We start from the raw sequence: 21,296 nt of genomic DNA on the forward strand, positions 1-21,296 counted from the left end.
ATTGCCGTTCTGTGAATTCAATAGGGCATCGCGGTGACGAATGGCCCGGCAGAAACATAACAACACAGACCGAGATATTGCTTAACTTGCGTCGTCCAGGGCCGACCGGCTAGCTGCCTGGCAGCTTTCGGATTCGGACGGACCGATGACATTGACGCGCGGTGACCTGGTTGTCGGGGTCACGATCCCCGGGTTCTTCGTCCTCAGCGTCGCCTCGATGATCGCCTGTGGGCACGCATTCCCGGCGATGCATGTCTGGCGATCCGGCATCACCGCGCAAGCCGTCCTCGGCACCGCCATCATGGTCGCATTCGTCCCGGCGTTCGTCGCGGCACGATTCAGCTTCGGTTATCTGGTCGGCTTCTCGCTGCTGTCAGCCGTGTTCGGCTTCGTCTGGCTCAGTTTCTTCAGCGCGTTCGACTATCCGCACGCCATCGCCCGCTGGGCCATGATCGCCGCGCTGGCCGCCGTGATGATCCCTCTGATGCTGCAGAATATCTCGGCTTGGCGGCCCGATCTGTCCGAAGCGGCCGTCAAGCGCATCGCGGTTCTGCTGCTGGTGTCGTGCCTCGCCGTGCTGGTGGCCGATGTCTCCTACGGGGCCAATCTTGGCAATCCCTATGGCGCAGCCCGCACCGCCGTCGTGCGGCCGGCGCTAATGAACTATCTCACCGGGGTCATGATCGGCGCGGTCCTGCCCTACCTGTTCGCGCATTTCGCATCGCGCAGCCGATGGATGCCGGCGGCCGGGGTGCTGCTGCTTGCGCTTTGCTTCTATCCCGTCGTCAACAACAAGACCGTCCTGCTGCTGCCGATCTGGCTACCGTTTCTGTTCTGGCTGTACGGCCGGTTCGACCCGCGGCTGGCCACGGTGCTCGCATTTCTGATCCCGATGATCGTCGGCCTTTTGGCTTTCGCCATTCTCGTCGCCGACAAGACCTACATCGTGTTCAGCACCGTCAATCTGCGCTTCGTCGCGATCCCGTCGCTCGCGCTCGATCAATACGCCGACTTCTTTGCGCACCGCGAACTCACCCGGTTCTGCCAGATCACCGTCCTGCGATACATGGCCGCCTGCCCGTACGGCGAGCTCGGCCCGACCCTCGGAGCGATTTATCAGGACGGCAATTTCAACGCGTCCTTCCTCGCCACCGAGGGCATTGCGTCGGTCGGTCTTGCGCTCGCCCCGGTGTCGGCTTTCGTCTGCGGCCTGATCCTGTCAGTGGGATCGATGGTCTCAAAGCACCTGTCGCCGCGCTTCATCGCGGTTTCGTCCGGCATCGCAGTCCAGGCGATCATGAACGTGCCGCTCACGACAGGCCTGCTGTCGAACGGGATAGCGCTGCTGTTCCTGCTGTGGTGGCTGACGCCCGAACAGCGCGTGGCATTATCGGTCAGGCCCGAGCAGGCCGCTCAACCCGTCAGCGTTGCCGGCCTCGCGGCGTCCTGATCTGTCGCGGCAGTCTGAGGAAGGCAACTCGTTACGGCACCGGTCCAGAGGGACCAATGGTTTCGGGCCAAACACGCTGCTAAGTCATTGAAATGAATGGCGCGAGAGACGGGACTCGAACCCGCGGCCTCCGCCGTGACAGGGCGGCGCTCTAACCAACTGAGCTACTCCCGCGGATGCCGATCATCGGATTGATCCGCGCAGGACCGAGGGCATAAAGGCCCGCATCCGGTTAGTCAAGGACGTTGCGGATCCCTGCACAGCGTCGGCATTTTCGCGGCACGTACGCGGGTTGTCGCCTGTTTTCAGGGGAAACGGCGTAGTCAGCGAAGCCCCGAATCAAATAAGGCCTGATACGTCTGGGTTTCCTGTGGCCAGCCCGGCGCTGCCCGTTCCTGGAACCGGCGGTTTTCAGGACTTGTCCGGACGCATTTTCCCGACGCGAACGGCGCGCCATTCGCGTGAAAAGCAGCAATCCAGCCATTCAGCAACGAGGAGGGCCAGACATGGCGAAGAAAGCAGCGACACCGGCGACGATCACGCTGAAGCATTTGGCGGCGGCCATCGCCGAGGAGCAGGAGCTGTCGAAGAAGCAGGCCGAGGCGATCCTGACCGACATGGTCACAAGGATCACCAAGCACCTCAAGAAGGGCGAGCGCATCAGGATCGTCGGCCTCGGCATCCTGCAGGTCCGCAAGCGCGCCGCCCGCATGGGCCGCAACCCGGCGACCGGCGAACAGATCCACATCAAGGCCAGCAAGAAGGTCGCCTTCCGCGCCGCCAAGGAGCTGAAAGAAGCCGTCTAGCGCCTACTCTCTCCGTTAAGGCAAAGCGCCATTCCGGCTCGTGACGCGGCCCCGGAGTGGCGCTTTTCTGTTATAGGATTGTCCTACGAAGCTCGCCTTGACGCGGTTTGCTCGCGCGAACCAACTTCGCCAAAGCGCATTGTTCCTATCTCCTGTTTTTTGCGCGGTTTTCATGCTGGCACCGGCTCTCGACTTCAAGCACACCGTCACCGAGCGCTTCCTGCGCTATGTCGTGATCGATACCCAGTCAGACCCGGATTCACCCACCACGCCTTCCACCGAGAAGCAGAAGAATCTCGGGCGCCTGCTGGTCGCCGAGCTGCAGGCCATGGGGATATCCGACGCGCATCTTGATCCGCACGGTTACGTCTACGCGACGATCCCGGCCAATACCGACAAGACGGTGCCGGTGATCTGCTTCTGCTCGCACATGGACACCTCTCCCGACTGCACCGGCAAGAACGTCAGGCCGCAGGTCGTGAAGAACTACCGCGGCGGCGACATCGTGCTGCCCGCCGATGCCTCGCAGGTGATCCGCGCCGCCGAGCACGAAGCACTGGCCGACCAGATCGGCAACGACATCATCACCACCGACGGCACCACCCTGCTCGGCGCCGACAACAAGGCGGGCCTTGCCGAGATCATGGACGCCGCGCATTTCCTGATCACCAATCCGCAGGTGAAGCACGGCACCATCAAGATCCTGTTCACGCCGGACGAGGAGATCGGCCGCGGCGTCGACAAGGTCGACATCAAGAAGCTCGGGGCCGATTTCGGCTACACCATGGACGGCGAGACAGCCGGCCATATCGAGGACGAGACCTTCTCGGCCGACGGCGCCAGCATCATCATCGAAGGCGTCGCGACCCATCCGGGCTTCGCCAAGGGCAAGATGGAGCACGCGATCAAGATCGCCGCCGCGATCGTCGATCGCCTGCCCAAGGACACCTGCTCGCCCGAGACCACCGAGGGCAAGGAAGGCTTCCTGCATCCGGTCGCGATCTCGGGCGCGCTGGAGAACGCGCGGATCGACTTCATCGTGCGCGATTTCACCGAGGCCGGCCTGAAGCAGAAGGAAGCGCTGCTGGAAGACATCGTGAACGATGTCATGAAGGGCTATCCGCGCTCGACCTACCGCATGGAGGTCAAGCAGCAGTACCGTAACATGAAGGATGTGATCGATCGCCACCCGCAGATCGTGGCCTATGCGATCGAGGCGATCGAGCGCGCCGGCCTCACGCCGGTGAAGACCTCGATCCGCGGCGGCACGGACGGCTCGCGGCTGTCCTTCATGGGACTGCCCTGCCCGAACATCTTCGCCGGCGAGCACGCGTTCCATTCGCGGCTCGAATGGGTCAGCCGGCAGGACATGGAGAAGGCCGTGCAGACCATCGTGCACCTGGCGATGATCTGGGAAGAGAAGACCTGATCAGGCCCGCGCGGTCACGATCCAGATCGCGCCGGGCAGCAGCACGGCATCGCCCTTCACAAAAGGCGCCAGCGCCTCGCGCATCGAGGCGATCGCGGCATCGCGCACCTCATCCGGGTGCCCTTCCAGCGCGCGGCTGGCCGGCCCGATCTCGAGCGCGCCCTGGATCGCGGCATCGATGCCGCGCCCGGTCGCGACATCGAGCTCAACCCGGCACGGCTCCATGGCAATGCCGGAGAAGCCGGCTTCGCCCAGGATCCGCTTCACGCGGGCCTCGGAGGCGAACGCGAACGGGCCGGGATCCTCGGGCCCTAGCGGCGGCAGTTTCGGCACGTGCTTGTAGACGGCAGCAAGCGGCGTCATGAAGAACGGATTTTCGCGCGGCTCCTGCCAGCAGGCGAAGGCGAGACGGCCGGTCGGCTTCATCGCCTTGCGCAGATTGGCGAACGACGTCACGGGATCGGCAAAGAACATCACGCCAAAGCGCGAGGCCAACAGATCGAAGCTCTCGCTGACAAACGGATAGATGGTGGCGTCGGCCAGCGCGAACTCGACCGGCAAACCCTGCGGCGCGCTCTGCCGCGCCCGCGTCAGCATCGGCTCCGAGACATCGACGCCGAGCACGTGGCCAGCGGGCGCGACCTTGGCCGCCAGCGCGAAGCTCGAGGCGCCGCTGCCACAGCCGACATCGACGACGCGTTGGCCGGCTTTCGGCGCGGCGCGATCGATCAGGAGGTCGAGCACCGGCTGCAGCACGATATCCTGCGCGGCCTGCCGTGTGGCCCAGCGCTGACCGCCCGGCCCGTTCCAATAAGCAATCTGGTCGGCGTTCTGCGGATGGCCAGCGTTCATGCGATCGAAACCTTGTGAGGAACCTTCTGTTGTCTCATGTTTGGGCATGATCTCTTTCGGAAAACAGCTTCGCACTTTTTCCGGATCATGCCCTAGCAGCTCTCACGCGTCGCGGCGCGCAGCATCGGCATCAGCTGATAGGTGAATCCGGCATCCGCCTTGGTGACGGGATCGTTGGCGACGATCTCCTGCGGATCGGCATCGTCAGGCAGTTGCAGCACGCCGAGGCCCCAGACGCCGGAGGGATCGGCGACCGGTCCGAACACCAGCGCCTTGCCGGCCTGCAGCAGTTCGCCGCAATAGGCGACGTGCGCCTGCATGATGGCGGCTTCCTGCGGCGTCATATCCTGAGGAAAGGTCGGGCGCGGTCCGGTCAATTTGCAGACGTAGTATTTCATCGACCTGATCCGCGCTCGGAGCTTTATTTGGTGGCTGCGCTCGTGGGCTTGGCCGGTTTCGGCTTCGCGGCATTCGCCTTGGGCGTGCCCTGCCCGTCGCTGCGCGCGATGCCCCAGGGATCGGTCGGTTTCTGATCCGGCACACCGCTGAGCGCACGCTGATAGGCGCGCTGTTGCCGCGCCTCGTTGGCCGCATCGGCCGGCGACTTCTCGACCTCTTCGCGATAGCGCTGAACGTGATCCGACTGTGCGAATGCGGGTCCGGCAATCATGGTGAGAAGAAAAATCGCGGCGAGTTTGCGCATGCATCAAGTTCCCGGTTAGGCGTACAGAATAGCATCGCTGCAGCGTCGGCATCAAATCTGGGCGCGTGACTTTCGGCACCTTTCGCACCATCGGGTATCGAATGACATTCGGCACGCCAGCGCGGAGCAAGCGCGGTCCCGGCCATCCCCATGAGACTACCCCACGGCCGGGATCGCGCCCTCTCCGCGCGTTCACCGAGAGGCATGCAATGGCCTTACTCCGTAGGGCTCATCAACCAGAGGCGGCTTTGCAGCTCGTGAAACACCGCGCCACCGTCATCCTGCGCGAGCATGTGCAAGCGGAGGCCGAGCTGGTCGGACGAGCCGCGGTTCTCACCGATGGAACCGCAGGGACCGTCGAGGGCGTGTTTCTGGACGAATCTCACGGGTTGCGCATCTCGATCAAGGGCCACATCGGGAAGTGGCCGATCGCGACCATCAGGATGCTGCAACCGTAGGACTGGATCCGAAGGGGGAAGCACGTCCGCACGCGTTTAGGCAGCCAGTCCGCCTGCGCATTTCGAGCCTTGGCGTGACAGCCTTCGCCCTGCGAACCGAACAAGCGGATGAATTCGTGCTCAAAGGCTGGCTTGCCCAGCCGTAGCCCGCAGGGTGAAGGGCTGGTAGGCGGCGAGAGATTCGAACTCCCGACCCTCTCGGTGTAAACGAGATGCTCTAACCAGCTGAGCTAGCCGCCCTTACCTGCGCGCCTCTTTAGCCTCGCCTGCCCCCGAGGCGCAAGGCCGCAACGCCTCAATCCGTCAGCACCAGTCCGTCGGGCGCGCTGGCAATTCCTTGAGATCATTGATCCATGGCGCGGCGGAGCGGCACCAGACCTGGCGTCGCGGGGTCAATTGGCCGCGCTGGCGAATGCTGCCCCAGCGGATGCCCCAGTCGTCGGGCCCGCCGTCCTCGCCGCTCGTGAACAGCGGCGAACCGCAGTCGCCGCAAAAGTGCTGGAAGCGGATTCCGCCGTTATCGCCCCGCTTGCCGTAGACCTTCGGCGCACCTCCGGTCAGCCGCACCTGTTCGGCGTCGCAGATCACCGTGACGCGGTAGGGCGAGCCGGTCAGCGCCTGACAGTCCGTGCAATGGCAGATCGACACCCGTTCGGGATCGATCTCGGCCTGATAAGTGATAGCCCCGCAATGGCATTGCCCGTCGATGTGCATCTGGCGCTCTCCAATTCCGTCAAACAAAGCAGCCGCCGTGAGCGCGGTTCCATTGTCCAGGGCCCTGGCTCTCGGCCCACCTCCTTTAACGGAGCAACGCCGGTATCCCGTACCCGCATTGTTTGGGATACCAAATCGGGATACGAAAGCCGTCTGATCGAGATTCCACGCCCGCCAAGGAGCGGCCAAGGACGGCGCCATGTCGCAGATGCTTCAGATCCATGACCAGCTCCGGGAGATGATCCTGTCGCTCGACCTGGGCCCCGGCGAGCGGCTGACCGAGCGCTGGCTGGAGAGCCGGTTCGAGGGATCGCGCACGCCGATCCGTGCCGCGCTGGTCCGGCTCGAAGGCGAAGAGCTGGTGCGCCGCGACGGCCGCAACTGGATCGTCGCACCGATCGACCTCGGTGAGCTGGAGGCGCTTGCCGAGTTCCGGATTCCGCTGGAGACGACGGCGGTGCGCCTCGCCTGCGCGCGGGCGAGCGCAGCCGATATCGCCGGCGTCGAGGAGATGCTGGATGCCTGCCAGTCCGGCGCGCCGCGCGAGGAATGGCATCGGGTCGGCACCGATTTCCATGTCGAGATCGCGCGGCTCTCCGGCAATCCCTTCATCGTCAAGGCGATCGCCGGCGCCATGACGAGGCTGTCGCGGGCGCGCTGGCTGGAAGTGTGGACCGAGCCGTCGCGCGAGCAGGCCTGGCGCGAGCACCGGCGCATCCTCGGCTTCATCAAGGCCGACGATCCGGAGGCCGCCGCGCGCGAGGCCGCCGACCACATCACCGATACCCGCGATCGCCTGCTGCGTTCGCTGAACGAGGATCGCCGCGGCCTGCGGGCGCGCGGCTTCGCCGTGATCGGGCTGCGCTGACATGAACATCGAAGTCGATCGCGAAGCCCTGCTCGACGCGGGCCCCTGGAAACGCAATTTGATCGTCTGCGTGTTCGGCTCCTTCACGACAATCGTGGGGATGACGCTGCTGCTGCCGTTCCTGCCGCTCTATGTCGAGCAGCTCGGCGTGACCGATCATGCCGCGATCGTGCAATGGTCGGGCGTCGCCTATGGCGCAGCCTTCTTCAGCGCGGCGCTGACGGCGCCGCTGTGGGGACGGCTCGCCGATCGCTACGGCCGCAAGCTGATGCTGATCCGCGCCAGCCTCGGCATGGCCGTCGCGATGTCCCTGATCGGCATGGCGCACAATGTCTATGAGCTGGTTGGCTTGCGGCTGCTGACCGGCCTGCTCGGCGGCTACGCCTCGGGCTCGACCGTGCTGGTCGCGGCGCAGACGCCCAAGGCGCGCTCCGGCTGGGCGATCGGCGTGCTGTCGGCCGGCATCATGGCCGGAAGCCTCGTCGGTCCGTTGATCGGCGGCGTGCTGCCGGGGCTGATCGGCATCCGTGCGACCTTCTTCCTGATCGGCGGCGTCATCTTCTTCACCTTCCTCGGCACGACGTTCCTGATCCGCGAGGACGCGCGCCCGAAGACCGCGAAAGGCGGCAAGGCGCGTGGCGGCTGGTCGCTGGTCCCGGACAAGCGCCCTGTCGTCGCGATGTGGGGAACCGGCCTGCTGCTGATGGTCGCCAACATGTCGATCGAGCCGATCATCACGGTCTATGTCGCGCAACTGGTCGAGGCGCCGCAGGTGACATTCGTCGCCGGCCTCGTGATGTCGGCGGCGGCCTTCGGCAGCCTGCTGTCGTCCTCGCATCTCGGCAAGCTGGCCGATCGGGTCGGCCACTGGCGGATCATCACCATCTGCTTGGCGGTGTCGGCGCTGCTGTTGATCCCGCAGGCCTTCGTGGTCAGCGGCTGGCAGTTGATCCTGCTGCGCTTCCTGATGGGGCTCGCGCTCGGCGGCCTCCTGCCCTGCATCGCGAGCGTGATCCGGCACAACGTGCCTGATGCGGTCACCGGCAGCATGCTCGGCTACTCGATCTCGGCGCAATATGCCGGCCAGGTGATCGGCCCGCTCGCCGGCGGCTTCATCGGCGGCCATATCGGCATGCCCGCGGTGTTCCTCGGCACCAGCGTGCTGATGGCACTCGGCGCGATCGGCAATTTCGTCGTCGAAAGGAAAGAGTAGTTCCGGCGCCGGCGTACCCACGTCGGCAGCTCGATCATTCCGTACCGCAACGACGAAAAAGCCAGTCGGGGTGTCGGAACACGCGCCATTGGTTCGTTCTTTGCTGTGAAGCCAGCAAATGGAGATACCCAATGGCCGACCTGACGCTTACCACCTTCGATTGGGTTCCGGAGATGCCGCGGGGATTTGTGCGCGACCTCCGCGTGCGCTGGGCATTGGAAGAGGCGCGCTTGCCGTATCGCGTTGCAAGCGTGCCGTTTCGCGATCGGAGCCCCGAGCACTTCGCGCACCAGCCGTTCGGTCAGGTGCCGTGGCTGACCGACGGCGACGTCTCGATCTTCGAGAGCGGCGCGATCCTGCTGCATCTCGGCGAGCGCAGCGACGCGCTGCTGCCGACCGATCCGCGCCAGCGCAGCGAGGCTTTGAAATGGCTGTTCGCAGCGCTCAACTCGGTCGAGATGGCGAGCCTGCCCTGGTCGCTCCTGGTGTTCTCGGGCGAGAGCGGCGGCACGTCGGCATGGACACGCTTCGACGGCTTCCTGCAATCCCGGCTTAGGCACATAGAGCCGGTGCTGACGGGTCGCAAATGGCTGGCCGGGCCGTTCTCCGTCGCCGACATTCTCATGGCGGATGTGCTGCGCCTGGTCGACCGCTTCGACGGACTGGCGGAATATCCCGCGTGTCGCGACTACGTCGCGCGTGCCACGGCGCGGCCGGCTTTCGCAAAGGCGCATGCCGATCAGATGGCGCACTTTGCCGCCGCGGACAGAGCCGCAGCCCTACCGACCTGATCGCGAACAGCGAAAACAAAAACGGCGCCCGAAGGCGCCGTTTTCTTATGTCGATCGGAGCTTGCTTCAGTGCGCCGTCAGGCCACCGGACGCCTCATCCGAAGCATCGGGCTTGACGTCGACCTTGCTGGTCTCCTCTTCCCAGACGATCGGTGCGGGCACGCGGACCAGCGCCTTAGCGACAACCTCATCCAGCCGCGAGACCGGAATGATGTCCATGCCGCCCTTGATCGCATCGGAGATCTCCGTGAGATCCTTGGCGTTGTCCTCCGGGATCAGCACCATCTTGATGCCACCGCGGGCGGCAGCCAGGAGCTTCTCCTTCAGACCGCCAATCGGCAGCACGCGACCACGCAGCGTGATCTCGCCGGTCATCGCGACATCGTGGCGGACCGGGATGCCGGTCATGACCGAGATGATCGCGGTGGCCATCGCCACACCGGCGGACGGACCGTCCTTCGGCGTCGCGCCCTCCGGCACGTGAACGTGGATGTCGCGGCGGTCAAACATCGGCGGTTCGATGCCGTAGACGATCGCACGCGAGCGGACGTAGGACGCCGCCGCCGAGATCGACTCCTTCATCACGTCGCGCAGATTGCCCGTGACGGTCATCTTGCCCTTGCCGGGCATCATGACGCCTTCGATGGTGAGCAACTCGCCGCCGACATCGGTCCAGGCCAGACCGGTGACGATACCGACCTGATCCTCGTCGTCGATCTCGCCGAAGCGATACTTCGGAACGCCGAGGAACTCTTCGATGTTCGCCTCGGTGACCTTCACCGACTTCTTCTTGGAGATCATCAGCTCCTTCACCGCCTTGCGGGCGAGTGTGGAGAGCTCACGCTCCAGGTTACGCACGCCCGCTTCGCGGGTGTAGCGCCGGATCATCAGGAGCAAGGCCGCGTCGTCGATCGACCATTCCTTGGAGTCCAGACCGTGCTTGGAGAGCGCGCTCGGGATCAGATGCTTGCGCGCGATCTCGACCTTCTCGTTCTCCGTGTAGCCGGCGATCCGGATGATCTCCATGCGGTCCATCAGCGGGCCGGGAATATTCAGCGTATTCGCGGTCGTGATGAACATCACGTTGGACAGGTCGTAGTCGACCTCCAGGTAGTGGTCGTTGAAGGTCGAGTTCTGCTCGGGGTCCAAGACCTCAAGCAGCGCCGACGACGGATCGCCGCGGAAATCGGCGCCCATCTTGTCGATCTCGTCCAGCAGGAACAGCGGGTTCGACGTTTTCGCCTTGCGCATCGACTGGATGATCTTGCCGGGCATCGAGCCGATATAGGTGCGGCGGTGACCGCGGATCTCGGCCTCGTCACGCACGCCGCCGAGCGATACGCGCACGAATTCGCGCCCCGTGGCCTTCGCGATCGACTTGCCGAGCGAGGTCTTGCCGACGCCGGGAGGCCCGACCAGGCACAGGATCGGTCCGGTCAGCTTGTTGGCGCGCGACTGCACCGCGAGATACTCGACGATGCGGTCCTTGACCTTCTCGAGCCCGTAGTGATCGGAGTCCAGCACCGCCTGCGCGGCCTCGAGGTCCTTCTTGACCTTGGACTTCTTGCCCCACGGGATCGACAGCAGCCAATCCAGATAGTTGCGCACGACGGTCGCTTCCGCGGACATCGGCGACATCTGGCGCAGCTTCTTCAGCTCGTGCTGGGCCTTCTCGCGCGCTTCCTTGGACAGCTTGGTCTTGGAGATCTTCTCCTCCAGATCGGCCAGCTCGTCGCGACCTTCGTCGTCGCCGAGCTCCTTCTGGATCGCCTTCATCTGCTCGTTCAGGTAATACTCGCGCTGGGTCTTCTCCATCTGGCGCTTGACGCGCGAGCGGATGCGCTTCTCGACCTGCAACACCGAGATCTCGCTCTCCATCAGGCCCAGCACCTTCTCCAGGCGCTGCGTGACGGACAACGTCTCCAGGATCGCTTGCCGATCGGCGATCTTGACCGCGAGATGCGAGGCAACGGTATCGCCGAGCTTGGCGAAATCGGTGATCGCCTGAACCACGCCGACGACTTCGGCGGAGATCTTCTTGTTCAGCTTCACATAGCTTTCGAAGTCGGACACGACCGAACGCGCCAGCGCCTCGGCTTCGACCGAGTTGGCGTCCGTGTCGGCGAGCGCGACCGCGGTCGCCTCGTAATATTCGCTGCGGTCGGAATACTTCTCGACGCGCGCGCGCTCGAGACCCTCGACCAGCACCTTCACGGTGCCGTCGGGCAGTTTCAGGAGCTGCAGGACGCTGGCGAGCGTACCAGTCTCGTAAATTGAATCGGGTGCCGGATCGTCATCGGACGCGTTCTTCTGCGTCGCGAGCATGATCAGCGCGTCGTTCTTCATCACCTCTTCGAGCGCGCGGATCGATTTCTCGCGGCCGACGAACAGCGGCACGATCATATGCGGGAAGACGACGATGTCGCGGAGCGGCAGCACCGGATAGGAGTGGCTTTCGCCGTGGACGATCGTTGGCCGGGGTTTTGAGGTCGTCATGGCCTAATCCTTTTGTTGTGCCCCCTTGCACGCAGTCCGCCTGCTTGCGCAACCGCCACAAGGTGCCTTGGTGATGCGGAATGCGAATGCTGTCGGCAGCCGCTTATTCCGCATCGTGAAGCGACGAATCTCAACGGATGAGATCCCTCACCGATAGCATTAGGTGGCTATCAGGCGGGGGGGTGTCAAGTCTCAGAAGTGTCGGGAAATATAGGCTAAACAAGCATTTGCTGCTACGCCGCAGGGGCGCCGCTGCTGCGCCATGGCGGCCGCCGGAGCGTCCGGCAGCCGCGCATTTTTGACGGGTCGAGATGAGCGCCGTTTAGGCGCTCGCGCTGCTCTCGACAGCGCGGTCGGAACGATCCGCGTAGATGTAGAGCGGACGCGCCGTTCCCTCGACGACCTCGCGCGAGATCACGACTTCCTCGACGCCTTCCAGGCCCGGGAGGTCGAACATGGTTTCGAGCAGGATGCTCTCCAGGATCGACCGCAGGCCGCGCGCGCCGGTCTTGCGCTCGATCGCCTTGCGGGCGACCGCGCCAAGCGCCTCGTCGGCGAAGGTCAGCTCGATGTTCTCCATCTCGAACAGCCGCTGGTACTGCTTCACCAGCGCGTTCTTCGGATCCGTCAGGATCTTCTTCAGCGAGGTCTCGTCGAGGTCCTCCAGCGTGGCAACGACGGGCAGACGGCCGACGAATTCCGGGATCAGGCCGTACTTCAGCAGGTCTTCCGGCTCGACGTGACGGAATATCTCGCCGGTGCGGCGATCCTCCGGCGCGAGCACCTGCGCCGCGAAGCCGATCGAGGTCGAACGGCCGCGCGCGGAGATGATCTTCTCGAGGCCCGAGAACGCACCGCCGCAGATGAACAGGATGTTGGTGGTATCCACCTGCAGGAACTCCTGCTGCGGATGCTTGCGGCCGCCCTGCGGCGGGACCGAGGCCACCGTGCCTTCCATGATCTTCAGGAGCGCCTGCTGGACGCCCTCGCCCGACACATCGCGGGTGATCGAGGGATTGTCCGACTTGCGGCTGATCTTGTCGATTTCGTCGATATAGACGATGCCGCGCTGCGCGCGCTCGACATTGTAGTCGGCGGCCTGCAGCAGCTTCAGGATGATGTTCTCGACGTCCTCGCCGACATAGCCGGCTTCGGTCAGCGTCGTCGCATCCGCCATCGTGAAGGGCACGTCGAGGATGCGGGCCAGCGTCTGCGCGAGCAGCGTCTTGCCCGAACCGGTCGGACCGATCAGCAGGATGTTCGACTTCGCCAGTTCGACGTCGTTGTGCTTGGTCTGATGGTTAAGCCGCTTGTAGTGGTTGTGGACGGCGACCGACAGCACCTTCTTGGCATGGCTCTGGCCGATCACGTAGTCGTCCAGGACCTTGCAGATTTCCTTCGGCGTCGGGATGCCGTCGCGCGACTTCACCAGCGAGGACTTGTTCTCCTCGCGAATGATGTCCATGCACAGTTCGACACACTCGTCGCAAATGAAGACAGTCGGTCCGGCAATCAGCTTGCGAACTTCATGCTGGCTCTTGCCGCAGAACGAGCAATATAGCGTGTTCTTGGCGTCGCTCGTGCCGACCTTACTCATTCATTATCTCCGTCCGCCGTTCGATCTCGTTTGCCAGATCGACCCAATCCGGCACACAACCGGGCTGTTGGGTAGATAGAGCAAATTCCGTACCAAAAAAGACCCTACGCAATACTGACCGTGTGGATCACGGTTTATTCGAATCTCCGCGATCATAGCCGATGCATCACAGCCAACCATGCTGGCACCCGACTATCAAGAATTCGCTAATCGGATGGCCGGCTCAACACCGTGACAATACCGTGATTTTCAACGATCGCACGTGGAATACGCGTCGAAATCCACGGAACGTTGCGGGATTACCACGTCAGTATATGAGCACGAAACCGGAACTTTCCGCCCGCGCGCATGCACCCGCGGGCCGGTCACCACCCTGCTTTTGCCGGTTATGTGAGGCGTCAATGTGGAGATCACACCGACGCCTCGAGATACCTGCCCAGATCAGGCGGCCTTCGCGGCGGCCGGATCGTCCGGACGCTTGTCGATGACCTTGTCGACGAGGCCGAACGCCTTGGCGTCCTCGGCGGTAAGGAACTTGTCGCGCTCCAGCGCGTCCTCGATCGCCTTGTAGGTCTGGCCGGTATGCTTCACGTAGATTTCGTTGAGGCGCTTCTTGAGATTCAGTATCTCCTGCGCGTGCAGCATGATGTCGGTGGCCTGGCCCTGGAAGCCGCCGGAGGGCTGGTGCACCATGATGCGGGAATTCGGCAGCGTAAAGCGCATGTCCTTCTCGCCGGCAGCCAGCAGCAGCGAGCCCATCGAGGCCGCCTGCCCCGTGCACAGCGTCGATACCGGCGGACGGATGAACTGCATCGTGTCGTAGATCGCGAGGCCCGACGTCACCACGCCACCCGGCGAGTTGATGTACATCGAGATTTCCTTCTTCGGATTCTCGGCCTCGAGGAACAGCAGCTGCGCGACGATCAGCGTCGACATGCCGTCTTCCACCGGACCTGTGACGAAGATGATGCGCTCTTTCAAAAGGCGCGAGAAAATGTCGTAGGCGCGTTCGCCGCGATTGGTCTGCTCGACGACCATCGGCACGAGGTTCATGTAGGTTTCAACGGGATCGCGCATGAAAGAACCCAAGGGTTAGGGGTGATGCAGAACTTTGCTCAAGACTACTTGGCTCAAGACTACTGCCTCAAGGCTTAACCCAGATATGGGCCAATTTCCGGCCGACAAGGCCGTCAACTCGCCGCACTAGCCACCTGGGCAGGTCGCAGAAGTTCAAGCTGATTCGCGTCTTCGCGCCTAGCGAAGGGGACCCTCGCCAGGCGCGCTTTCGCGGTTCATCATTAACGCGAGGTGCCGAAATTAAGCGGCAGTTTTCTCGGCGTCTTCATCCTTGAACAGCTCCTCCTTGGTGACCTTCTTCTCGGTCACGCTGGCGAGCTCCAGGACGAAGTCGACGACCTTGTCCTCGTAGATCGGGGCGCGGAGCTGGGCCAGCGCCTGGGCGTTGCTGCGGTAGTAGTCCCAGACTTCCTTTTCGCGGCCGGGCATCTGGCGTGCACGCTCGATCACGGCGCGCGACACCTCGTCGTCGGTCACGGTGATCTTGTTCTTCTCGCCGATCTCCGACAGCACGAGGCCGAGGCGGACGCGGCGGTCGGCGATCTTGTGGTACTCCTCCTTTGCCGCTTCCTCGGTGGTGTTCTCGTCGGCGAAGGTCTTGCCGGACGAGTCCATCTCGGCCTTGATCGAGTTCCACATCAGGTTGAACTCTTCGGCGACAAGCGACGGCGGCGCCTCGAATTTGTGGCTCTCGTCGAGCCGGTCGAGCAGCGCGCGCTTGACCTTCTGACGGGTGGCGCCGGCGAACTCGGCCGTCAGGCGCTCGCGGGCGGCTTCCTTCAGCTTGTCGAGCGACTCCAGGCCAAGCGTCTTGGCGAACTCGTCGTCGATCGTGGTCTCACCGGGCGCCTCGATCAGCGTCGCGGTGGTCTCGAACTCGGCCGGCTGGCCGGCGAGCTTCTCGTTCAGATAGTTCTTCGGGAACGAGACCTTCAGCGTGCGGGTCTCATTGGTGCCGATGCCGATCAGCTGCTCCTCGAAGCCCGGGATGAACTGGCCGGCGCCGATCACGACCTGGATGCCCTCGCCGGTGCCGCCCTCGAACGCTTCACCGTTGATGGTGCCCTTGAAGCTGATGGTGACGCGGTCGCCCTTCTCCGCCGCACCTTCGGCCTTGGCATTGTACGGGCGGCTGCCTTCGGCGATCCGCTTGATGGCATCGTCGACATCGGCGTCGGAGACTTCGACCACCGGCTTCTCGACCGAGAACGACTTGAAATCGGCGAGCTGGATCGGCGGCACGACCTCGATCGCGACGGTGTAGGTCAGGTCGGTCTTGCCCGACAGCAATTCCTCGACCTGGTCCTTCTCGGTCGGCATCGTGATCTTCGGCTCGCCGGCGAGGCGGAAGCCGCGATCCTCGAAGATCTGCCGGTTGGTATCGCTGATGGTCTGGTCGATGGTCTCGGCCATCACCGACCGGCCGTAGATCTTCTTCAGATGCGCCACCGGCACCTTGCCGGGACGGAAGCCGTTGAGACGGACCTTGTCCTTGAGGTCGACCAGCTTGGCGTCGGCCTTGGCATCGAGATCGGATGCCGGGACGCTGATCTTGAATTCGTGCTTCAATCCCTCGTTGAGGGTCTCGGTGACCTGCATGGTATCAATCTTCTTCCGCTTTTGCCGCGGCCCGAGCGGCCGTGGCAGTGTTCAATCTGTTCGACGATGGACCTTGCGGCCTAACGTCTGTGGGTTCGGCGAACCCTCACCCCGTCGGGGCCAAAGGTTCTCCAAGAATTCGTCATGCAAACGCTGTAAGCGCTTGGTGCGGGCGGAGGGACTCGAACCCCCACAACTTTCGTCACTGGAACCTAAATCCAGCGCGTCTACCAGTTCCGCCACGCCCGCGCGAAAAGCATCCCAGTCCGGCCGCGATGCCGCGGGCGGCCGGGCTTATAACATGCGCCCACCGGTTCGCAGCAAAAAAATGGCCGCTGTTGAGCCCGCCCTGCGACCGATCGCGACTGGACAGGTACACTTGAAAATGGTCCGCATCGGCCGGATGACAAGTCCTCCCGCAAGTCCCGAATTTTCACTCACCCGGCGCAGCCTGATCGCCGCCCTTGGGGCCGCGGCGCTTTGCCCCGCTCTGCCGGCCACCGGCGCGGCACAGGGCCGGATCGCGGTCGCGCTCCAGGCCAAACCCGACCGGATCTCGCTTCGTCCGGGCAACGGACCGGGTCGTGGCGGACCGGAGATACCGGTCTGGTCACTCGGCAGCGGCGACCTCCGCTTCAAGCGCGGCGAGATCCTTGACGTCACCTTTGGCAATGACCTGCCGGTCGCGGCCGCGCTGGATTGCCGCGGGCTCGACGGCGTCGCGGCGGCGGAGCCGCTGGCCTCCCGGGCGCTGCTTGCCGCCGGGGGAAAGGATAGCTTCCAGCTGCCGCTTCGGCATGCCGGCACCTTCCTGTGCGAGCCGCTGATCGGCGATGGCGGCACCGCACCGGCACGGCCGCGACCGCTGATCGTGACCGGCACCTCGCCGGTCGCGATCGATCGCGACGAGGTCTTGCTGATCGAGGAGTGGCGCCTGCGGCCGGACGGAAGCGCAATCCCGGCCGGCAATGATCCAAAAGATTCGACGCGAATTCATACGATTAACGGCAAAACCTCATACGATATCTCGGCACCGGCCAATGCCCGGCTCAGACTCCGCTTTATCAACGGCAGCCAACGCAGCGTGCTGGCGGTCAAGCTGGAGAACCTTGACGTCCGAGTGATGGCCATCGACGGCCAGCCGGCCGAACCGTTTCCGGCCCGCAACGGTGCGCTGGTACTGGCTCCCGGCGGCCGCACCGATGTGTTCGTCGACGCGGCCGGACCGGCCGGAACCAGCTTCGCGATCCTGCTGCACGACGGCACGCTGGCCCGCCCGGTCGGCAAGCTGGCCGTCTCGAACGACCCGCCGGTCCGCCCGGCGCCGTTCCCGCCGGCTCCACCGCTGCCCGGCAACGACATGCCAGCCCAGCTCGATCTCAAGAGCGCCGCAAGGTTCGAGCTAACCCTCGGCACGCCGACCGAATGGTTCCGCCCGGCGGACTTCAAGCCATCGGCCGCGCCGGCCTTTCAGGCCAAAGCCGGCCGGCCGGCCGTGCTGGCGCTGACCAATCGCGGCCCGGTCGCCAGCGTCTTTCATCTGCACGGCCATCATTTTCGTCTGCTCGATCGGCTCGACGACGGCTGGAAGCCGTTCTGGCTCGACACGCTTGCGGTCGAACCGGGCCAGACCCAGCGCATCGCCTTCCTCGCCGAATATCCGGGCCGCTATCTGATCGAGCAGGTCGCGACCGACTGGGCCGCGCCGCGGCTCGTCCGATGGTACAGTGTCCAATAACAAAAAGAGGAAACGTCCATGAGCCAGACAGTTGCAGCGATCCGCGGAGTTCGTGCGCGAAGCGTCGTGGTGCCGCTCAAGCGCCCTGTGAAGAACGCCTTCGGCGTGATCGATTCCGGCCCGCTGGTTCTGATCGATGTCGAGACCGACCAAGGCGTTACCGGCCGCACCTACATCTTCGCCTACAGCAAGCTCACGCTTAAACCTCTTGCCTATCTGATCGAGGAGATCGGCCGCGAACTCATCGGCAAGCCGGTCGCGCCGTTCGACCTGATGAAGGCAATGGACGCCAAGTTTCGGCTGCTCGGCTGGCAGGGCCTGGTCGGCATGGCGGTATCCGGTCTCGACATGGCGTATTGGGATGTAGTCGGCCAGCTCGCCGGCCGGCCGCTGGTCGAACTGCTCGGTGGCTCGGCGAAGCCGATCAAGGCCTATGACAGCTATGGCGTGGTCGATCCCGTCGCCGACGAGCGCGCGCTGCGGCGCTCGCTCGACCAGGGCTTTCGCGGCATCAAGATCAAGGGCGGCGACGGAGATGCCGCCAATGACGAGCGCGTCGTGAAGGGCGTGCGCACCCTGCTCGGTCCCGACATCGCGTTGATGATCGACTTCAACCAGTCGCTCGATCCGGCGGAGGCGACCCGCCGCATCGCCCGCCTTGCGCCCTACGATCTGCACTGGATCGAGGAGCCGGTGCCGCAGGAGAGCCTGTCCGGCCACGCAAAAGTCCGCGAGACCTCACCGACGCCGATCCAGGCCGGCGAGAACTGGTGGTTTCCGCGCGGCTTCGCCGAAGCGATCGCCGCCGGCGCATCGGACTTCATCATGCCCGACGTCATGAAGGTCGGCGGCGTCACCGGCTGGATGCAGGTCGCAGGACAAGCCGACGCCGCATCGATTCCGATGTCGAGCCATTTGTTCGCGGAGGTCAGCGCGCATCTGCTCGCGGTGACGCCGACCGCGCACTGGCTCGAATTCCTCGACTTCGCCGGCTCCATCCTCACAAGGCCCGCCGAGATCGTCGACGGCGCGGTGACCGCCAAGGGTCCCGGGCTCGGCATCGAGTGGAACGAGCCGGCGGTGGCGAAGTATCTCATGAGCTAGCCGCGGACAGTAGGATGGGTGGAGCGCAGCGATACCCATCATCTGGCCGCGCGGAGATGATTGATGGGCTTCGCTCCACCCATCCTACATGGCCGTTGTTGCGATCGATCGCAGCTTCACCTTTGCCGTGCGTTCATGTAGGTCAACCGGATATCGGAGCGCCCAATGTCGACCAACAACAAGCTGACGCTCAAATTCCGTTGTCCGACGGAGCTTGACGGACTGATACCGGCCCCCATACCGGCGGCGCAGGGCGTTCCCGACTGGCTCAAGTCCATGCCGGCGACGGCCTTCTCTTCGATCAACCTGCACGACGAGGACACCATCAAGCGCTGCCCGCCGTTCGTGGATGCGATGACCTGCGGGTTCTTGCTGCCGCTGGTTTGCGATCTCAAGGTCGAGGCCGGCGAAATCACCTGGGACCAGGACCTGCCGCCGGGAGGCACGCCGGAATTTCCACGCTCACCGATCGGCTTCCACGACCCGGGTCAGGTCACCGGCACTCCGCTGTTTGAAGAGGGCCGCTTCTTTCTCAAATTCCACAATTTGTGGACCGTCGAAGCCCCGGAAGGCTACGCGATCTACTTCACCCATCCCGTCAACCGCTTCGACCTGCCATTCACCACACTCAGCGGCCTGGTCAATTCCGACCTCTATGCCGACAATTGGGTGCACTTTCCGGCGTACTGGCACGACAGGAACTTCCGAGGCGTGCTCCCCAAGGGGACTCCGATCGCGCAATGTATTCCCGTCAAGCGAGACGACTGGACCGCGCAGGCATCGCCGTTTACCGCCGAAGACGCCAAGCGGGTCGGCGAACTCCGCACCGAGCTCAGACGGCAGCCGAACCTCTACCGGAGAAACTTCAGGGCGTAAGGCGAGGCGGAATGCCGTCTGCCGCGCTCAATCTCACTCCCCGCCGAGGAACTTCGCAGCGGTGCTCTGGGAGAAGAAGAAGCGGCCATGAGATCCCGAGGCCATGACGAATGCCGCGCGTCCAAACAGCTGGGGCTGACCGCGTATCACCGAGCGCAGCGCCGCCTCGGCAGCATCGCGCTCACCCTGCTCGAAAAGGCAGGTGGCGAGGTGGGCGCGAGTCGAGCGATCATCCGGGTATTGCGCGAGCACGCGGCGGAACGCATCCGCGGCTGCGGCGTAGTCGCCAACGAGGATCAGGACCCGCCCGAGCTGGTTGAGAACGTCGGGGCGTCCCGGCGCAGCATCACGTGCCGCCGTCAGGACGCTTGCAGCCCGCGCGATGTCATTGGTCTCCTGCAACAAGCGCCCGAGATCGAGCTTCAGGTCGACGCTCTCAGGGGCGAGCGCGAGACCGGCCTCGATCGTGCTGATCGCCTCGTCGTGTTGACCGGCCTTGGCAAGCTGCCCGGCGAGTTCCTGAAAGGACGGAAAATATGGCGGGCGGCGTGCCGCCGTGCGCCGAAGCTGTGCGATGCCGTCGGTGACGCGGCCGGCGCCGCACAGCAACGCGCCAAGCAAGGTCTCGACCTCGCTATCCTCGCCGCGGCGCGCGACCCGCTCCAGCGGTGCGATCGCCTCGCCGCCCCGCTTCTGCCCCATCAGCGCATGCGCCAGCAGAAGCGCGGCATGCCTGTCGGTACGGTTCGATTTCAGGATGTTGGTGGCGATCTGCTCCGCCTGCGCAAACTGCTGCGCCCGCAACGCCATCGCGCCTTGTTGCAGCGCCTGAGCGAGGAAATTGTTCTGCGTGGCACTCACGAGCGGGATTCACGGGATGCAAGGGAACCTCATGGGGCTTTAGCCCGCCTCCTTCCACGCGTCCACCAAAAGTCTCGTGCAAGCGGAACTTCAGCACCGACGAGCCGTCCCGCCCGCTCAGCCGGCAGCGGAAGGATCGGATCTAGGCGGGACAAGGGTAATGCCGACCTTGTATGATGCAGTGATCGGCGTGCCGCCGAACGAACCTGACTCATCTGACTCAGATCGGAGAACCGGAATGGCACAGTGCATCGTTATCGTTCAATTCGACCTTCCGAAGCGAACCGAAGAACAGGCCATCAGGGGTGGCATGGGCAGCGCTCCCACCTATCGAAAGCTCGCGACAAAGGGGCTGATCCGTAAAGACTACCTCAACGGCGAGGCCGGCACGGGCGGCGTTTACCTGTGGGAGAGCCGGGAAGCCGCCGAGGCATGGTTTACCGAGGCCAAGATCGCCGAGCTGACTGAGCGGTTCGGAGCCCGGCCGCGGCTGACCTGGTACGACACGCATGTCACTGTCGACAATCTCACGGGCGAGACGCGAGTGAATCAAACCGCGCTGATTTCCGCCGCGGAATGAAATCGACCTGAGTGATTGTTGAACGCCCGCATCTGGGTGCACTGCGGGCGTCAACGCGGCTATTTTCCGACCGGGGCCTCTGCC

At 64.1% G+C, this 21,296-nt stretch carries 20 protein-coding genes and 3 tRNA genes; 11 read left to right on the forward strand and 12 right to left on the reverse strand.

Annotated features, from left to right (window positions below; translation table 11 throughout):
- Nucleotides 1–145: 145 nt before the first annotated feature.
- Nucleotides 146–1,450, forward strand: coding sequence for a hypothetical protein (locus QA639_RS24130; protein WP_283087535.1), 1,305 nt, complete (start codon nucleotides 146–148; stop codon nucleotides 1,448–1,450).
- Between the two features lie 97 nt (nucleotides 1,451–1,547).
- Here QA639_RS24130 and QA639_RS24135 read toward each other — a convergent pair.
- Nucleotides 1,548–1,624 (reverse strand) — tRNA-Asp (locus tag QA639_RS24135).
- A gap of 332 nt (nucleotides 1,625–1,956) precedes the next feature.
- On the opposite strand from QA639_RS24135, the gene QA639_RS24140 reads away from it, so the two are divergent.
- Nucleotides 1,957–2,256: an HU family DNA-binding protein gene (locus tag QA639_RS24140; protein WP_016847738.1), complete on the forward strand. Its 300-nt coding sequence runs from the start codon at nucleotides 1,957–1,959 to the stop codon at nucleotides 2,254–2,256.
- A 172-nt stretch (nucleotides 2,257–2,428) separates the two neighbouring features.
- Entirely contained in the window at nucleotides 2,429–3,685 is a 1,257-nt protein-coding gene (gene pepT / locus QA639_RS24145; protein ID WP_028333959.1) for a peptidase T, read from the forward strand.
- On the opposite strand, the gene QA639_RS24150 is transcribed toward pepT, so the two are convergent.
- From QA639_RS24150 to QA639_RS24160, 3 genes are all read right to left on the reverse strand, one after another.
- On the reverse strand, nucleotides 3,686–4,537 hold the full coding sequence (locus QA639_RS24150) for a class I SAM-dependent methyltransferase (RefSeq protein WP_050384891.1): 852 nt from the start codon (nucleotides 4,535–4,537) through the stop codon (nucleotides 3,686–3,688).
- A gap of 92 nt (nucleotides 4,538–4,629) precedes the next feature.
- Complete coding sequence (locus QA639_RS24155) at nucleotides 4,630–4,935, reverse strand: YciI family protein (protein ID WP_050384892.1); 306 nt, start codon at nucleotides 4,933–4,935, stop codon at nucleotides 4,630–4,632.
- Between the two features lie 23 nt (nucleotides 4,936–4,958).
- The gene (locus QA639_RS24160) at nucleotides 4,959–5,240 is read right to left on the reverse strand and encodes a hypothetical protein (RefSeq protein ID WP_283087536.1); all 282 of its coding nucleotides are present in this window, start codon (nucleotides 5,238–5,240) and stop codon (nucleotides 4,959–4,961) included.
- A gap of 248 nt (nucleotides 5,241–5,488) precedes the next feature.
- On the opposite strand from QA639_RS24160, the gene QA639_RS24165 reads away from it, so the two are divergent.
- A complete protein-coding gene (locus QA639_RS24165) occupies nucleotides 5,489–5,698 on the forward strand; it encodes a hypothetical protein (RefSeq protein WP_016847733.1) in 210 nt (69 codons plus the stop codon).
- Between the two features lie 163 nt (nucleotides 5,699–5,861).
- Here QA639_RS24165 and QA639_RS24170 read toward each other — a convergent pair.
- Nucleotides 5,862–5,938: transfer RNA gene (locus tag QA639_RS24170), tRNA-Val, on the reverse strand.
- Nucleotides 5,939–6,001: 63 nt separating this feature from the next.
- On the reverse strand, nucleotides 6,002–6,412 hold the full coding sequence (locus QA639_RS24175; protein ID WP_283087537.1) for a GFA family protein: 411 nt from the start codon (nucleotides 6,410–6,412) through the stop codon (nucleotides 6,002–6,004).
- Nucleotides 6,413–6,611: 199 nt separating this feature from the next.
- Between QA639_RS24175 and QA639_RS24180 the strand changes: the two genes are divergently transcribed.
- The 3 genes from QA639_RS24180 (at nucleotide 6,612) to QA639_RS24190 (ending at nucleotide 9,284) form a co-directional block, all read left to right on the forward strand.
- Nucleotides 6,612–7,280: a GntR family transcriptional regulator gene (locus QA639_RS24180; RefSeq protein WP_028333954.1), complete on the forward strand. Its 669-nt coding sequence runs from the start codon at nucleotides 6,612–6,614 to the stop codon at nucleotides 7,278–7,280.
- A gap of 1 nt (nucleotide 7,281) precedes the next feature.
- Nucleotides 7,282–8,493, forward strand: coding sequence for an MFS transporter (locus tag QA639_RS24185; protein WP_050384894.1), 1,212 nt, complete (start codon nucleotides 7,282–7,284; stop codon nucleotides 8,491–8,493).
- A gap of 131 nt (nucleotides 8,494–8,624) precedes the next feature.
- A complete protein-coding gene (locus QA639_RS24190) occupies nucleotides 8,625–9,284 on the forward strand; it encodes a glutathione S-transferase family protein (RefSeq protein WP_283087538.1) in 660 nt (219 codons plus the stop codon).
- Nucleotides 9,285–9,350: 66 nt separating this feature from the next.
- Here QA639_RS24190 and lon read toward each other — a convergent pair whose 3' ends face one another.
- From lon to QA639_RS24215, 5 genes are all read right to left on the reverse strand, one after another.
- On the reverse strand, nucleotides 9,351–11,780 hold the full coding sequence (gene lon, locus QA639_RS24195; RefSeq protein ID WP_283087539.1) for an endopeptidase La: 2,430 nt from the start codon (nucleotides 11,778–11,780) through the stop codon (nucleotides 9,351–9,353).
- 322 nt (nucleotides 11,781–12,102) lie between these two features.
- Complete coding sequence (gene clpX / locus QA639_RS24200) at nucleotides 12,103–13,377, reverse strand: ATP-dependent Clp protease ATP-binding subunit ClpX (RefSeq protein ID WP_018271869.1); 1,275 nt, start codon at nucleotides 13,375–13,377, stop codon at nucleotides 12,103–12,105.
- Between the two features lie 441 nt (nucleotides 13,378–13,818).
- Nucleotides 13,819–14,454, reverse strand: coding sequence for an ATP-dependent Clp protease proteolytic subunit (locus QA639_RS24205; RefSeq protein ID WP_016847729.1), 636 nt, complete (start codon nucleotides 14,452–14,454; stop codon nucleotides 13,819–13,821).
- A gap of 240 nt (nucleotides 14,455–14,694) precedes the next feature.
- A complete protein-coding gene (gene tig, locus QA639_RS24210; RefSeq protein ID WP_028333950.1) occupies nucleotides 14,695–16,053 on the reverse strand; it encodes a trigger factor in 1,359 nt (452 codons plus the stop codon).
- A 164-nt stretch (nucleotides 16,054–16,217) separates the two neighbouring features.
- Nucleotides 16,218–16,302, reverse strand: a tRNA-Leu gene (locus QA639_RS24215).
- 154 nt (nucleotides 16,303–16,456) lie between these two features.
- Here QA639_RS24215 and QA639_RS24220 point away from each other — a divergent pair.
- The 3 genes from QA639_RS24220 to QA639_RS24230 all read left to right on the forward strand — a co-directional run bounded on the left by QA639_RS24220 (nucleotide 16,457) and on the right by QA639_RS24230 (nucleotide 19,771).
- Nucleotides 16,457–17,791 (forward strand): multicopper oxidase family protein, encoded by a 1,335-nt coding sequence (locus QA639_RS24220; protein WP_028333949.1) that lies wholly within the window; start codon nucleotides 16,457–16,459, stop codon nucleotides 17,789–17,791.
- Nucleotides 17,792–17,809: 18 nt separating this feature from the next.
- Entirely contained in the window at nucleotides 17,810–18,895 is a 1,086-nt protein-coding gene (locus tag QA639_RS24225) for an enolase C-terminal domain-like protein (protein WP_028333948.1), read from the forward strand.
- Between the two features lie 165 nt (nucleotides 18,896–19,060).
- Nucleotides 19,061–19,771, forward strand: coding sequence for a hypothetical protein (locus tag QA639_RS24230; protein ID WP_050384899.1), 711 nt, complete (start codon nucleotides 19,061–19,063; stop codon nucleotides 19,769–19,771).
- A 33-nt stretch (nucleotides 19,772–19,804) separates the two neighbouring features.
- Here QA639_RS24230 and QA639_RS24235 read toward each other — a convergent pair whose 3' ends face one another.
- Nucleotides 19,805–20,581: a tetratricopeptide repeat protein gene (locus QA639_RS24235; RefSeq protein WP_283090617.1), complete on the reverse strand. Its 777-nt coding sequence runs from the start codon at nucleotides 20,579–20,581 to the stop codon at nucleotides 19,805–19,807.
- 289 nt (nucleotides 20,582–20,870) lie between these two features.
- Here QA639_RS24235 and QA639_RS24240 point away from each other — a divergent pair, with 289 nt between their 5' ends.
- Nucleotides 20,871–21,212 carry a monooxygenase gene (locus tag QA639_RS24240; RefSeq protein ID WP_283087540.1) on the forward strand — a complete coding sequence of 114 codons (342 nt, stop codon included), beginning with the start codon at nucleotides 20,871–20,873 and terminating at the stop codon, nucleotides 21,210–21,212.
- Nucleotides 21,213–21,296: the final 84 nt, after the last annotated feature.

Origin of the sequence: Bradyrhizobium pachyrhizi, assembly GCF_029714545.1 — a bacterium.
Taxonomy (GTDB): Bacteria; Pseudomonadota; Alphaproteobacteria; order Rhizobiales; family Xanthobacteraceae; genus Bradyrhizobium; species Bradyrhizobium pachyrhizi.